This is a genomic window from Paenibacillus glycanilyticus NBRC 16618 (assembly GCF_004000805.1).
GTDB classification, from domain to species: domain Bacteria; phylum Bacillota; class Bacilli; order Paenibacillales; family Paenibacillaceae; genus Pristimantibacillus; species Pristimantibacillus glycanilyticus.
The window spans coordinates 1-14,348 of the sequence record NZ_BILY01000072.1; the positions used below are offsets into that span (position 1 = coordinate 1).

Here is a 14,348-nt window from a genome sequence, read left to right on the forward strand (position 1 = left end):
CTTTTCCGGGACGTAGCTCAGCTTGGTAGAGCACCTGGTTTGGGACCAGGGGGTCGCATGTTCAAATCGTGTCGTCCCGACCATAGAGCAAACACGGAAGCTTGATAGGAATCAGGCTTTTTTTGTTTTTCTTCTATTATATACGTTTGAACACATCCCTTAACGTCTGAATGATAAATGCCACATCCTCATCCGTAGAAGACAACGGCGGACTGATCGTAAGCACATTATTGTAGCCTGCGACGGTATCGCCGTTTTTACCTATTATAAGTCCTTTCGCTTTACACTCCCCTATGATCCGGACCACGCCAGAGAGCGGATAAGGCTCCTTCGTCTGTTTATCGCTGACTAGCTCAATGCCCATCAGAAAGCCAAAGCTGCGGATATCTCCGACTATCGGATGCTCTTTCAACTCAGATAAGCCCTCGATAAGCCGTTCGCCAAGCGTTGCCGACCGTTCCACCAGCTGTTCCCGCTCCAGAATCTCGAGATTTGCCAGGGCAAGAGCACAAGCTGCCGGCGCGCCGCCAAACGTATTCAGATGACGGAAATGGCTGTACATGTCTTTCCCTTTGAAGGATTCGTAAATGTCTTTGCGTACCGCCGTCGCCGACAATGGCAGATACCCGCTGGTTAATCCTTTCGCCATCGTAACGATATCCGGCTTGATGCCGTAATTCATATGGCCAAACTTGCGGCCCGAACGGCCAAAGCCGCAAATCACTTCGTCGATAATGAGCAGAACGCCGTACTTCGTGCAGATGTCCCTGACCTTCTCGAGATAGATAGGCTCAGGCACAAGGACTCCCCCGCCGGTAATCGCAGGTTCCATAATGACTGCCGCGATCGTCTCCTGCCCTTCCCATATAATCGTCTCTTCAATTGCCTGGGCGCATTGCAAATTAAACTGCTCGACCGTTATCCCTTCCGGACGCCGGTAGCTGTCCGGCGGACGAACATGAAGGAAACCTCCGGCAAGCGGTTCATACTTATATTTGCGCTGGGCTTGCCCGGTTGCGGCTAGAGCCCCCATCGAATTGCCATGGTATGCCCGGTATCGGGAAATAAACTTGTAGCGGCTTGGGGCACCGGATTGCTCATGATATTGCCTTGCTATCTTGAAGGCTACTTCATTCGCGTCCGACCCGCTGTTCGAATAGAAGATGACATAATCATCCTCCAGCCATTCATTCAGCTTTTCCGCCAAGCGGATCGCCGGTTCGTGGCTTTGCGTCAGAGGATAGTAGGACATGGCTTTAAGCTGTTCATAAGCCGCGCGCGCCAGCTCCTCCCGGCCGTACCCCACATTCACGCACCAGAGACCGGACATCCCGTCCAAATACCGGTTACCCCGGCTATCCGTAATCCACGAGCCTTGTCCTTCCTTAACGACCATCGGAGGTACCTGCTCGTTATACGGCGTCATGGCATGCCATACATATTGACGGTCCTTGGCAATCAGATCCGAATCATCCTGGTTCGTTGACATCTCTATACACTCCTCTCCTGAATCCTAGCAGTACCATGCCGTAACCTTTTTTTAAGCGCATAGAATTCAACTCCGTCACTCTTACATCTATGTCTAGTATAGGGGGGAATATTACCGTTTACATTAGACAGAATGTCACGAAGTACAGAGACTTTTTCAACCTGAACGTTACATAAATCCGGAGCAGACCCGGGCTGCTCCGGCTAGGGTGCCGCACATTTTGGCCGACCTTAACGCTGCGGCATATCCTTAAGCCCCGATATGATACGAGCTCTGGTCTCACGCAGTCGCAATTCCGCGCCATGGGGAGTTTGCGGCTCGCTCCAGGAGAAGCCGTCTCCCTTGTATCTTGGAATCAGATGCATATGATAATGCGTCAGATCGTTGAAGATACCGCCATTCTGGCAGATGCTAATCCCGTCCGGACGAAAGACTTCCTTCAAGGCGACGGACAGCTTCTGAGAAGCCGCCATAATGGCTTGAGCCGTCTCCCAATCAAGTTCATCTACATCAAGATAATGCTGCTTAGGCAAAATTAAGAGATGCCCTTCGTTAAACGGCGCAATGTCCAGCACGCAGGTCGCATACTCATTTTCGTAAACGATATGTAGATCCGGTTCCAATCCGTTAGCAATGCGGCAGCCTAAACAATCCATAAGGCTAGACATTCCTTTCCAGATTAATGACGAAGTCGGGTTTCGTCACGTAATCCATATAAGTGACCGTACCGTTAAAATCCAAATAAACCTGATACCTGGTCCGAATCGCCGGGGAATGGATCAAGTCAAGCACCTCCTCCTTCCGTACCCAGCGTACCTCCGAGGTTTCTTCGGAAGTTCGCAAGGAACCTCCTGCCGGTCGGCATATAAAATCCAGCATCAGCTTGGTCGGCACATCGGTTACCCCATCATGCCATTTGTACATGCAAGTATTCGAGTATACGCCGATCATTTGCAAGACCACGCATGTGATCCCGCTTTCTTCCTCTATTTCACGCTTAAGAGCATCGGTCAGATTCTCCCCGACTTCCACCTGACCGCCGGGAAACACCCATCCGTCATGCTGGGTTTTCACAAGCAGGACATCTCCGCGCTCATTCTCCACTATACCGCCAACAGCCACAATATGAGTCGGCATCACCATACGTTTTTCCTCCCCTCAGCTTGTACGACGAACGATAAAAGTAAGCCAATTTCCCCGGTATTCGATGGACTTCCCGTATTTGATTTCCTGAACGGCCTGGGGAATAACCCGCTCCAACACAATCTCCCAACCGTCATAACATTCTCTCAAGAGATGAAAAGCATCGTCTGTCGACAGGTTTAATTCTATTAATCCTTCCGCCACTACGCCGGTACTATGATCGAGCTCTTCGGTCTGCGTACTCATTAAGATTGCATGAATGCCGCGGGATCTTGTTCCTTCTATCATGCGGTCAATGACGGTTCGAAAAGCATCTACCGAGGAAACATGCTCTAACGAAGAGCAAGCAATAATATAGTCATAGGATTGCGCCGGAATCCGGTAATGCTCAACATCTGCAATTACGGCTTCAAGATTATTTTGAACCTCGTATTTTTCCGCGTTATCCCGTAAAATCTCGACAGCAGAAGGAAGGAGATCAACGGCCGTCACCTTTCCGTTACTCGCTTTGATCGCTTGCGCAATGGGAATCGCATTTCGCCCAACACCGCTGCCAAGGTCCAATACTCGCATCTGATTCGGATCCAGCAAGACGAAAGTGTCCATAATGGCTTTTACAGGTTTAGAGATCCAAGTTCCGGGAGCAAACAACTCATGCTCCGCATAAAACTTCTCATGGTACTTCATTTCTTCGGTTCTTGCCTGGAGAAATCTTGATTCCAAAGTAGATTCGCCTCTCTCTTTCTCTTAATCTCTTCATTCTCCCTATATTTCCCATAAAAAGCAACTCATTTCTCCCTTACGCCACGCTCATTTCTGGCTTTGTCATCCAGCAAACGGTACAAATAATAGATCCCTCGCAGCTGTTCGCGAATGGTTGTATTTAAGTATTCGAGGGATTCCCGTGCTATACGGAGTGCATGCTCCGTATGGTCATGGTCAAGCTCCTGAATAACTTGGCGGATGACTTCAAGCGGTAAATTCGCAGCCCGCAATGTACCAATAATCCTAATCTTGCGGACCTCTGCGGAATGAAAAATGCGATATCCGCTTCCTTCATCTCGGGTTAGCTGAATTAGCCCAGCCTTCTCCCAGTGACGGATCGCAGAAGCTGGAATGGAGGTTTCGCTGGATACTTCGCCAATGGTCCAGTTCTTTTTGGAGAGCCGGATTTCAAGATTATTCAGCCCCGCTGTCTCCAGAACTTGTACCGTTTGCTCCGCCATTTTCTTCTTTTGATTCAATTCCGCCTGACTCTCATTCACCGTCCACATTGCTTTATCCCATTCCCGCTCGAGAAGCAGCTTCGTCACTTTAACGGTTGTTTCCATGCCAAAGCCAATACGCATTGCCCGGATACACTCAAAATAAACGACATGCTCTTCTGTATAAATCCGATATCCATTAGACGCCCGTTCAACAGGAGGAATAAACCCCCACTCTTCATAATGACGAAGGGCATTTGTGCTGATACCGAGCCTGTTAGCTATTTCCGAAGGCTTAAACGGCATGATCCTCACCTCATCAAGATTCAACTAAAACCTTAAAGCTGCACTTCAATGTATTGCATCTTGCACTCCATTGATTCTAAGGGGTTTCTCAACACAACCTTAACTATTGCATCCATGTTATACAATTCAATTGTCAATCGCAATATAGCAGGAGGAGATGCAATGGATCTTACAATCGCTGAAACATTTTTCCGTATTTCAACCGCCGGGTCGGAAGCCCCGCTCTATTCTACGGCAGCAACAGAATTGCTTGATAGGAATCAGATGGCGGACTTATTGACGAGATACGGCACAGAGGAAAAGGCAACCGGCCCTGAGCTAGCCGCATCCTTTCTTGGAATGGGCATCTATGGACTGATAGCCGTCAAGCATATGGTCCTTTCGAAATATAACCGTGTGCTGGATTTATCACTCCATCATTTAAATGTCCAATATGAGAAAACCCCGGATGACCGTGTACAGTTTGTGTTCAAGCTCGGAGAGGTGAGATGGGCGGAGTTGCCTCAGGTTGGACGTAAGGAAGCAATCATTGAGGAATGGAAGAAATACTTTCAGGAAGAGATAAATCCGATTATTGAAGCAACTGCCGCCGCTGCAGGCGTTAGAACGGATTTGATCTGGAACCAGTATGGCTCGACAGGAGCTTTTACCATGGAATATGCGGACTCGATGTTCGAAGGAGAGGTATTGCAAAGATATAGGGATGACTTCATGACTCTATGCAGCTTGCCCGGCTCCGTCTTCAACCGTAGAAAGAACCCTTTTCAACATACGCCAAGATACAGGGACAACCCTTATATGCCTGGTCAAAAAACGATGATTCGTTCAGCTTGCTGTATGTTCGATAAGCGCGAGGGCGGGAGTAAGTGTTTTTATTGTCCTGTGATGGCGGAAGCAAAAAAGGGATAGCCGCGGCTATCCCTTTCCCAAAACAAATTACTTCGCCATAACGTATTCATTTATGAAATCGTTCCGGAATTTCCCGTCCGGGTCGCATTCCAGCATCAATTCACGGAATTCCGGCAGCTTCTCAAACAGCGATTGGATTCGCTCCGCCGGCATCGTGAACACTTTGCCCCAATGCGGTCTTGCGTTAAATTTCTCCAGCTTGGCTTCGATAAGCGGCAGCACCTGCTTGACGGCTTCCCAGTCCGGTTTCCAGGTAAAATGGAAGCCCACGGTGTCCTGCTTATAGCTTGGACTTAACCATAACCGATCGGCAGCAATGGTACGAATCTCGGATATAAACAGCAGCGGGGAGATCTGCTCGCCAAGCTCGCTGATTGCGCAAATCGCTTCATAGGCATGCTCGCGGGCCACAAAATATTCCGTTTGCAGCTCTTCGCCGGCGCTTGGCGTGAAATCCATGCGGAAATGCGGCAGGCGTTCATGCCATGGGCCCGGCACGCCAAACTGCTCGCTGCAGTTTTCGGCCGTTTGCTCCGGTACCGGATGGCGCTTCGCTTCCGCGAGGCTGGCCCCGTAAAATTCCGCTTGCACATCCCCAGCCGAGCCCTCTTGAACCAGTCTCTTTTGCCACACTTGATTAATAGAAGAGCCCTTCCAATCCGTAAATAGACTAACGCTATAGGCACTGGAGTAAATGGCATCAAAGTTATTCTCAACCTGTGCCAGCGGAAGAAGATCATAGACATATTGACTAATCTCAAAAGATGGCTGAATGTCTAGCGTAATAGCTGTAACAACGCCTAAAGCTCCTAAGCCAACGACGGCTCCATGAAACTTTCCGTCCTCGTCATCCCGGGTAAATACGGCGATTGTTCCGTCCGCCTTTACGATTTCAAGGGCATAAACAGCCGTTGCCAGGTTACCGTTCCGGTCACCGGAGCCATGAGTTGCCGTTGCGATAGCGCCCGCTATCGTAATATGAGGCAGAGAAGCCAGATTATGGAGCGCGTAACCTTCCTGATGCAAATATTCGCCCAGGTCCCCGTAACGAATGCCGCCTTCTACTTTTACGCGGTTATTTACCTTATCCAATTCAAGTACGCGATTCATCTTCTGAAGCGACAGCAGGCTTGCATGCGAATCCGCGATTCCGTTAAAGGAATGTCTCGAACCCAGCACTCTCAGCTTGCTGTTTCGCACAACAATCTCCCGCACTTGTTCCACATTCTCGGGATAGAGATATTCCAAGGCATTATACGTGTAATTGCCCGCCCAATTTTTCTCTTTTGCCACAACCTGCACTCTCCAGTCATTCAAGATGATAAAGCCTATCTTATAGTCATTAACCGCCCGTTCTCCTTTTCCTGCTCCGGAAAAAAATAAAATAACCGGCCCCATAGAGACCGGTTACCTCTTTACAGCATGAACTCCTTCATTTCGCCGCGCTCTAGCACCGCTTCGAATTCGTCATCGTCCATCTGATTTATTTGATCGATACGCGCAATTAGCAGCTTACCCGCTTCAAGGAGCTCCGGCCGATATTCAAAAATCCGCTTTATCTCTTCGGTTAGCCTTGCCGCAGTCCACTCTGTTGGCGTATCCGTCTCTGTCACTTGATCAATCGTCCATTCACGGCTCTGAAAGCTGAAGCTAAGCCTTGCGCTGATGCTCTCTTCCAAGCCTTCCAGCTGGATAACCAAAGTATTGTCCAGCATCTGCAGGCCCTGAGGCAATGCATGATATTCGAACCCCTTCTCTATTAACGAAGAAATACGGATCAATCCAATCGACTCCCCCCATAAAACTCGTCAATATGATATCAAATATTCGCGAAAAATCAACAAAATTCGTCAAAAAAAGCTGCCTCTATTCATTAGAGACAGCCTCTTGTTCACTCCGCGCAATACATGAAGCCTATAGCCCCGGGGCCGGTATGAGTCGTAATAACCGGAGTTGCCGGGCGAATACGGACTGGCGTTGCCGTAATCCGGCTAATCTCTTCCCGAAGCCGCTCGGCTAAGGAAAGATTATCGGCATGCGAGATTCCGATCTCGGTTATCTCTTTGCCTTCGGTATCGCTCTTGAAACGTTCCATTAAGCTCTTAATAATCTGGGATGAAGTCCGAACCTTGGTAATCGGCGTATAGACGCCTTCCTGCAGCATCGCAATCGGCTTAATGCTGAGCACCGAGCTGATCCAGCCCTTTGCTTTGCCGATACGGCCGCCTTTTACCAGATTTTCCAATGTGTCTACAACAACTAATAATGATGTGTTTTCTAACATACTCTTTAATCTCGTTATGATTTGCTGGACCGTGTGTCCTTCTCTAGCAAGCTTAGCCGCTTCGATGACTTGAAACCCAAGCGCTTGGGAGATCATTTGAGAGTCAATAACGATAACATGGCTTGCGGACATCTCGGCAGCGGCGCTGGCCGACGCAAAGGTACCGCTTAGACCGCTTGTCATATGAATGGAAATAATCGTGTCGCCATTCTTGCCGAGCCGGTCGTACGTATCGAGAAATACGCCAACGGCGGGCTGCGAGGTTTTCGGGAGCTCGGAGGCCATTTTCATTTTTTGAATAAAATCAAGCGGAAAAATCGTTACGTTATCTTCGTACGTCTCCCCGTCAACATACACCGACAGAGGAATGACCTCCACTTCATGCTGGTCGAGCAGTTCCTTGGGTAAATCCGTTGTGGAATCGGTAACAATCCTGATGCCGGGCATAAATAGCCTCCTAAAATGAATTATCACCAGAATGACGGTTAATCGGTCATCGTGATGATTCATGCTTCGTAAGCATACGCTTAATGAATTATCACCAGAATGACCGTTGCCCGGTCATCGTGATGATTCATACCTCGTAAGCATAAGCTTAATGAATTATCACCAGAATGACCGTTAATCGGTCATCGTGATGATTCATATTTCGTAAGCATGCTTATTAAAGATAAACTTGTGAACAATACGTAAAGCTATGAAAATGGTTTCAATATTTTATAATGGAATATAAAGGGAAAAAGAAACAACCCAGCTAAGCCAGCCGGGTTGTTCTGTTCCTGCCTATGGATCACCAGTTATTTCCGGAGCCCGTTACGGTAAAGCTGCTTGAGGTATTGGAAAACTTGCCGGATGGCGCGCCGTTTACCGTATTATTGTTAAAGACGGAGCTGCCGGTTGCGGTTCCACGAATATACACCCCGTAAGTTCCTGAATTGGAAATCGTGTTCGAAGCATACGTGACCGAAATGCTTGGAGCCGGTTCTTCAATAAAAATACCGCTGTAGATGCTGTCCTGAATGGTATTGCCGGATACGGCAACCGTCAGATTTTGGGCTTTGCCCGTATTATTCAGCCAATACGCCCAGATTGCACCGATTTGATAGCCGTAATCTTTATGATAGGAACCCGTCCGAATCAGTACGTTATCTTGCACAGTCAGCGTTCCCGTCATCGAAGGAGGATTAAAATTGGTTCCAAACGAAATGCCAGAACCGTTAACTACCGTATCGGTCAGCAGATTGCCGATCACCTTGTTGTCTTTGCCGCCGTAAATAGCAATGTTGTTCGCGAGAGTAGGAATTTGAACCGTATTGTAGCTGAACGTATTGTTCGTATCCAAATAAGTATCGGACCACATCGCCAGTCCGTCATCACCGCTGTTGCGGACCGAGTTATTCGTCACCGTTGTATTGGATGTCCCGTAATGAAGATTCAGTCCGTCCGCCCATACATCACGGATTCTGGAATTCGAGATTGTTGCGTTATTCGTCTGGTTGGTCAGCCAGAAGCCCACCTTCGCATGCTCAATCCATAGATTCGTCAGAGTGGAATTCGTTCCGTTGCCTTCCACGCCGGATACGCCGTTGTAATCATCGCGGATGAGATCGTTCGCGCTGATTTTGAAGTCGGAGATCGTGACGTTGCCCCCGCGCAGATACAGCCCCGCATAGTTGCCGGACAAAGTCGAATACCAGATGCCAGCGCCTTTCATCGAGACGCCGCTGTCGAGATACAGCCTCGTACCGCTGCCGTCATAACCCGCGCCTTTATTCCCGTTATTCAAGTTAAAAGTACCCGCGGGAATCCATACGCCTTTATAGGCTCCGCCGGAGTTTTTCACCGCATTGATGGCATTGTTGAAGGCTGTTGTATCATCGGCACCGTCATTGGCCACGGCGCCGTAACTGGTGATGGATACGTAATTGGAAGGCATCGTCAGCGCAGCCGGAATGGCTTCCGTTTCGATCAGATCGATAGTCACATTGGCCGTGGAGCTGAAGTTCAGGTTCGATGCATTCCGCTGCAGCTTGATAATCGTACCTGCCGGGTACTCCTGATCCAGCACAACCGATACTTCGTCATACAGATGATGCGGCGTTGTTGGCGTGGCATTTGGGTTATTCGACCAGCGGATCTCCCCGCCTTCCGTTCCCCAAGCCCCGTAGTTCCAGCTGTATTTGGAAGTCAGATTGATATCTTTGAATAATGTGCCTCCAATGTACATGCTGATGGCCGAGTCAATGCCGGTTCCTGCCGCGTTATCGGGAATGGAGTAACGGATCGTTACGCCTTTTGCAGCCTTCGCTAATGTAAACTGCACGTATTGGCCAGCAGCTGCAAGCTGTACGGCTTTCCGGCCGGAAGCTTCCGAAGCAAGACTGCCAAAGGTCGTATTCGGCCCAATAACCGTTCCCGTATACGTCACCGACTCCGCTTCGTACGTATCATAAGGCATTGTTGCTCCATAAGTTCCGGATGGCGGAGGAGTTACCGGAGGCGTCTCTACAATCGCTACATCGATTTTGTCGATATTCACATTGCCGGTGTCGGTTGTATCGTACTTGTACATGATGGTGTTGTTGCCGGCATTTAACGTGACCGTATCGGCTTTTGTGCTCCAGGAATCCCAGTTTGCGGTTGCCGGAAGGGAAGTTTGCAATGCTTTTGTTCCGTTCGCATAGAGACTAAGCGTTTGCGCTGCCGTTGAACCGTTTGCATATTTTAACGTAACCGTATAGCTGCCTGCCGCTGCCACGTTTACATTAAAGGTTGCGGAAGCATTGCCTTTATTGGTGTCAATAAATCCTCCAACAAAGCCGGTCCCACTGTAACCCGCGTGATCCGTTGCAACGGATGCACCGCCGGACAATACGGCTGCCTCTGCTTCATAGGTTCCCGCCGGAGAAGTTGGCGGCGTTACGGTCCCTCCGCTTCCATATACCTCAAGCTCGGAGAGCTGCCCGCCTGTAGAACCGGAATTCGCAGTAACGTTTACTCGGACATATCTGGCTGACGCCGCCGCAAAGGAAAGCGTTACCATATTGCCGGAAGACGGGTTAAACGTGTACGTATTGGAAGACGCCACGGTATTAAAGGTATTATTATCGGCGCTTGCCGCAATAGATAAAGTCTGTGTTCTCGTTCCCCAGGCTGCCGGAAGCTTAAGGACAACGGAGTTTATGCTTTGCGCGCTTCCAAGATCAACTGTAAGGGTGTTTGGATACGAATTAGCCGCGCCTTCGTAATACGTGGAAGGGTTTCCGTCCACGGCATTGGTTGCCGCGAACCCGGTGTAATTATTGTTCGATGCAATCGGCTTGTTCAGTGCCAAGTTCGTTCCTGATGGCGTTGTGCCAGAGGAAGTATCACTGACGACGATATTGTCCAAATTCACATTGCCGGAATCAGCGGTATCGAATTTATACGTGATCGTATTGCTGCCTGAATTCAAGGATACGGTCTCGGTTTGAGTTGACCAGCTGTTCCAGTCCGCCGTTGCCGGAAGCGAGATTTGCTTCAGCTTCGTGCCGTTAACGTACAAGCTTAATGTTCTCGCCGAGCCTGTTCCGTTGGAATATCTTAACGCTGTGGTGTAGCTGCCTGCCGCACTTGCACTTACTGCAAAAGCGGTTGCTGCATTGCCTTTATTCACATCCGTATATCCTCCAACAAAGCCGGAACCGGCATAGCCTGTATGGTCGGTCGCAACAACCACGCCGCCGGAGCGGGCTGCCGATTCCGCTTCGTAGGTTGCGGATGCTGCGGATACAACCGCGGAATAAGGGAACTGAAGAACTAATAAAGCCAGGGTGAGTACGTAAATAAACAGCCTTCTTGTTTTTCCGGGCATGAGAATACCTCCATTAGTTTAGGGTCTGAACCGTTAACGAACGCTTCCTCCTCCCTTGTAGGCTAACTCCATAAGCCATTGTAGAAATCTCCTCCCGTCCCGGACTACCACGCCAGTGACTTCTAAGGTAAAAATTGTGACCTGGAGAAATGAAATAGAAAAGAAAATACCATCTATACGCCAATTCTGCGTGTAGATGGTATTCCGCTTTCATTATAAACCGTTAGTTTGTTTCTTCTTTCTTAAAAGGGTCCGCTTCGTTCCCCTTCCCGTCTAAATAAACGGAAGCTTCGCCGTCGCTGTAGCTCCAATAAAGATTATGGTTGATCTCAAACAGATGAAGATTTAGCTTATTTGGCGCTTGATCAATCTTGTATCCCTTACGCTGCAGCGAATCGATAATCTCATCGTATTTTAACGACAGCCTTTCTTGCCTGACTTCCCCCGACTTATCAAAAAGCACCGCATATTGCTGGCCGCTTTGATCTTCGGCTACCGTAATAAACGGACTCGAGAAATAGGGCAGCGCGGCAACCTCGGTTAGATCTAGCGCTTTCAGCTTTTCTTCATACCCTTCAGGGATGTACAATTCGTCTCCGGCTACATCGCCTTTGTTAGAGGAACAGCCTGCTAAGCTTATGATGGCAACCATGATGAGAATTGTCCAAATTTTTCTCATTGATCATGCTCCTCTTTTTCAGGATTACATGGTTATTGACGTTTATTATAATAAAATAGTTACAAAAAAAGGAAGCCGATTCAATATCGGCTTCCCCGTTAACTAAATGATTAAGCTGCTGACAGCAAAGCTTGTTCCTATAAAAACGAAACACAGAAGCGCTCCAATAGCGATATTCCCCTTCTGCAAATGCTCTGAGATTCTAATACCCGGCGTTACCAGCTCGAAAATCCAATAAGAAGCCACAAGAATAAAGTATCCCACCAGGAACCACAGCATCATGTTCCAAATGGACGTATTCGTATAAGCCGCAACGCCTATGATGAGTGCCGTGGACAAAAATTTCCCGCCAAACGCGAGTCCTACGGCCATATTTCCTTTCTTTAATTCCTCCAGATCGTTAAACGGCGTCATCAAGCTAAAGAACAGCATCCCTGCCAGTTGCAAAATAATAATGACGACCACGCTGACAACAAGATTGATTACAACGGTCATTGCGCCCACCCCCGGAATTTCGAATACACCTGATCGTAGTCATCGTACAGATGCACCTGCTCAATCGTTACTTTAACCTTCGACTTCGACTTGAGAGACGCATACTTCTCGTCGCTGATCGGCTGCTTCACGACATTGCCCGACGGCAGCGTGATAACGGCAAACTCGCGCGTTTTACCGGCGTTCTCCGTCTTGTATACGCCAATCAAATCAACTTCGGTTTGAATCGATTCCTTTAAATTGCCGAGGTCTGCCAAGGCGCTCTTCTCATCCTTAAAAGATTTCAACGTACTCCAGGAAGACAGCTTGATCTGGCTGCGTCTATCATTGTCCGTCGTTAACATCGCATCCATGTATTGAAGAATCCATACCTTATCTCCCGTTGCATAGTTGCCGTCATTAGGAAGGAGCGTATTGTCCGGAATGATCGTCATATCGCTCCCGACAAGGTCGCCAACCTCCTCTTGTACGACCCGGTAATCCCACGGCACATTCCTTACCGGATTAACTTGGGTTGCGGAAGCAACGGCCGTATCTTGGGAAGATGAATAATTACTGGTGCTGGTGCTATACACGTAATCCGGATTGTTCGTGCATGAGCTAAGAATGAAGCAAAACAGCAGCGTACTAGCGATTATCGTTAATTTCTTCATCGGGTTCCAACACTCCAATCGGGATAAAATGACTTGAATTGCCGGTAATAGGTCCCCCGGCGCGCCCAAGAAGTCCAGCCGTCTCTCCGTTGATCATAAACATGCCAACCAAGAGGTGCAGCTCTCCGGCCGCGGTGCGTATGCGGGACAGCCCGGTTCTTTTCTGATACACGACGGGAAATAATTCGCTGGTATCAAACGCCTCTTGATCCTCCAGCTCCAGTTCGCCCGACTGATCGAATATCTTGACCGAACCGCCTTCGCGCCCAAACATTGATTTGGATACAAAATCCCCATTAAACACGGGCTTGTTGTAAGTTGGCAGCATATACCGCGCGATCGTTTCGCGTTCTTGTTTATCGAATAGAACATCCAGCTCATATAATCCCCATGCCGCGGCTTGCAGACCTTTCGATTGAAGCAGGATGCTATGGACGGAATTGAACAGGTGCAAGTAACCTTTTTCTACCGCATAAACCAATGCTTCTCCGCCGTCGTCATGCGCCATCCATTCCTTCGGATAAAGAGCGAACATTCGATGGATCGGTTTTCCTTGACCGTTTTTTAAAATGCCGTCGTCCACCCATAGGTCTAAGCAATCCTCTAATTGAACGTTTAGGCAGCTATGCTTGGCTAAGGCTTCTATCGTCCCGGAATCTTCCAAATGCGAGCCGTACGCGACGCAAGCAACCGTATCCGGCTTCTCAATTGCCCAAGCGGATGCGACTAACTCCTTCATTCTGCCGTTAACGCTCCGGATCCCGGCCAGCTCGCACAACCACGGCGTTGCGATAGACGCTTCCACATAACCGGTAGGCGTATCCGCGTTTAGCTCCAGCATCTTGATGCTGCCGTCAGGAGAAACGGCGTAATCGAATCTAGCGTACCTGCTCATTACACCCTTCTCCGGCATAGGCAACAAGTCTATTAAATCCCACAATAGGGTCGGAATGCCGATCAGCTGGTATAAATCATGTTTGCCGTGTATGTAACGAGCGGTTTTGTCCAGAATGAGCCAAAGCTCCCTTGAAGCTTGTTCAAGCTCTTCATATATAGCCCGGTCCATCCCGACAACCTGATCAATCCAGTAGGTCTCCGACTCCAGTTCCGCCCAGGCAAATCCCATTTCCTTCAAAATATCAACCTTGCGGTTCCGGTCTGTTTCCGGCTCTCCAATGACAGTGAATATCTCCGTTGTTGTCGTCATCCTCCGAATCCTCCCGAAGAAATAGAGCTGGAATGAGAGCTGGAGGAGCTTGAAGAAGAGCTGAATCCGCTGGATTTGCCGCCGATGCCACCAGGCGAAGACGAGGTGGAACGGCGGGTAACCGA

14 protein-coding genes and 1 tRNA gene are annotated in these 14,348 nt (G+C 48.9%); 2 read left to right on the forward strand and 13 right to left on the reverse strand.

Going from position 1 to position 14,348, the window contains the following annotated elements; translation table 11 throughout:
* Positions 1-6: 6 nt before the first annotated feature.
* A tRNA-Pro gene (locus PGL01S_RS30035) sits at positions 7-83 on the forward strand.
* Between the two features lie 53 nt (positions 84-136).
* Here the strand turns inward: PGL01S_RS30035 and PGL01S_RS30040 are convergent.
* From PGL01S_RS30040 to PGL01S_RS30060, 5 genes are all read right to left on the reverse strand, one after another.
* Positions 137-1,489 carry an aspartate aminotransferase family protein gene (locus PGL01S_RS30040; protein WP_127499321.1) on the reverse strand — a complete coding sequence of 451 codons (1,353 nt, stop codon included), beginning with the start codon at positions 1,487-1,489 and terminating at the stop codon, positions 137-139.
* Between the two features lie 230 nt (positions 1,490-1,719).
* On the reverse strand, positions 1,720-2,145 hold the full coding sequence (locus tag PGL01S_RS30045) for an HIT family protein (protein WP_127499323.1): 426 nt from the start codon (positions 2,143-2,145) through the stop codon (positions 1,720-1,722).
* Between the two features lie 4 nt (positions 2,146-2,149).
* Positions 2,150-2,632, reverse strand: a complete 483-nt coding sequence (locus PGL01S_RS30050) for an NUDIX hydrolase (protein ID WP_127499325.1) — start codon at positions 2,630-2,632, stop codon at positions 2,150-2,152.
* 15 nt (positions 2,633-2,647) lie between these two features.
* Positions 2,648-3,355 (reverse strand): class I SAM-dependent methyltransferase, encoded by a 708-nt coding sequence (locus PGL01S_RS30055; protein WP_127499327.1) that lies wholly within the window; start codon positions 3,353-3,355, stop codon positions 2,648-2,650.
* A gap of 65 nt (positions 3,356-3,420) precedes the next feature.
* On the reverse strand, positions 3,421-4,143 hold the full coding sequence (locus PGL01S_RS30060; protein ID WP_127499329.1) for a MerR family transcriptional regulator: 723 nt from the start codon (positions 4,141-4,143) through the stop codon (positions 3,421-3,423).
* A gap of 162 nt (positions 4,144-4,305) precedes the next feature.
* Between PGL01S_RS30060 and PGL01S_RS30065 the strand changes: the two genes are divergently transcribed.
* Positions 4,306-5,052: a hypothetical protein gene (locus PGL01S_RS30065; RefSeq protein WP_127499331.1), complete on the forward strand. Its 747-nt coding sequence runs from the start codon at positions 4,306-4,308 to the stop codon at positions 5,050-5,052.
* 27 nt (positions 5,053-5,079) lie between these two features.
* On the opposite strand, the gene PGL01S_RS30070 is transcribed toward PGL01S_RS30065, so the two are convergent.
* The 8 genes from PGL01S_RS30070 to PGL01S_RS30105 form a co-directional block, all read right to left on the reverse strand.
* A complete protein-coding gene (locus PGL01S_RS30070) occupies positions 5,080-6,450 on the reverse strand; it encodes an FAD-binding protein (protein WP_244935822.1) in 1,371 nt (456 codons plus the stop codon).
* A 17-nt stretch (positions 6,451-6,467) separates the two neighbouring features.
* Positions 6,468-6,833 (reverse strand): hypothetical protein, encoded by a 366-nt coding sequence (locus PGL01S_RS30075; RefSeq protein WP_127499333.1) that lies wholly within the window; start codon positions 6,831-6,833, stop codon positions 6,468-6,470.
* A 110-nt stretch (positions 6,834-6,943) separates the two neighbouring features.
* A complete protein-coding gene (gene fakB / locus PGL01S_RS30080; RefSeq protein WP_127499335.1) occupies positions 6,944-7,783 on the reverse strand; it encodes a DegV family protein in 840 nt (279 codons plus the stop codon).
* A gap of 343 nt (positions 7,784-8,126) precedes the next feature.
* The gene (locus PGL01S_RS30085) at positions 8,127-11,189 is read right to left on the reverse strand and encodes a galactose-binding domain-containing protein (RefSeq protein ID WP_127499337.1); all 3,063 of its coding nucleotides are present in this window, start codon (positions 11,187-11,189) and stop codon (positions 8,127-8,129) included.
* A 223-nt stretch (positions 11,190-11,412) separates the two neighbouring features.
* Positions 11,413-11,868: a hypothetical protein gene (locus PGL01S_RS30090; protein WP_127499339.1), complete on the reverse strand. Its 456-nt coding sequence runs from the start codon at positions 11,866-11,868 to the stop codon at positions 11,413-11,415.
* A gap of 102 nt (positions 11,869-11,970) precedes the next feature.
* Positions 11,971-12,363: a DUF350 domain-containing protein gene (locus PGL01S_RS30095; RefSeq protein WP_127499341.1), complete on the reverse strand. Its 393-nt coding sequence runs from the start codon at positions 12,361-12,363 to the stop codon at positions 11,971-11,973.
* Entirely contained in the window at positions 12,360-13,016 is a 657-nt protein-coding gene (locus PGL01S_RS30100; protein WP_127499343.1) for a hypothetical protein, read from the reverse strand. Before PGL01S_RS30100 ends, PGL01S_RS30095 begins: the two co-directional genes overlap by 4 nt.
* Positions 12,991-14,223, reverse strand: coding sequence for a glutathionylspermidine synthase family protein (locus PGL01S_RS30105; protein ID WP_127499346.1), 1,233 nt, complete (start codon positions 14,221-14,223; stop codon positions 12,991-12,993). Before PGL01S_RS30105 ends, PGL01S_RS30100 begins: the two co-directional genes overlap by 26 nt.
* Positions 14,224-14,348 lie beyond the last annotated feature (125 nt).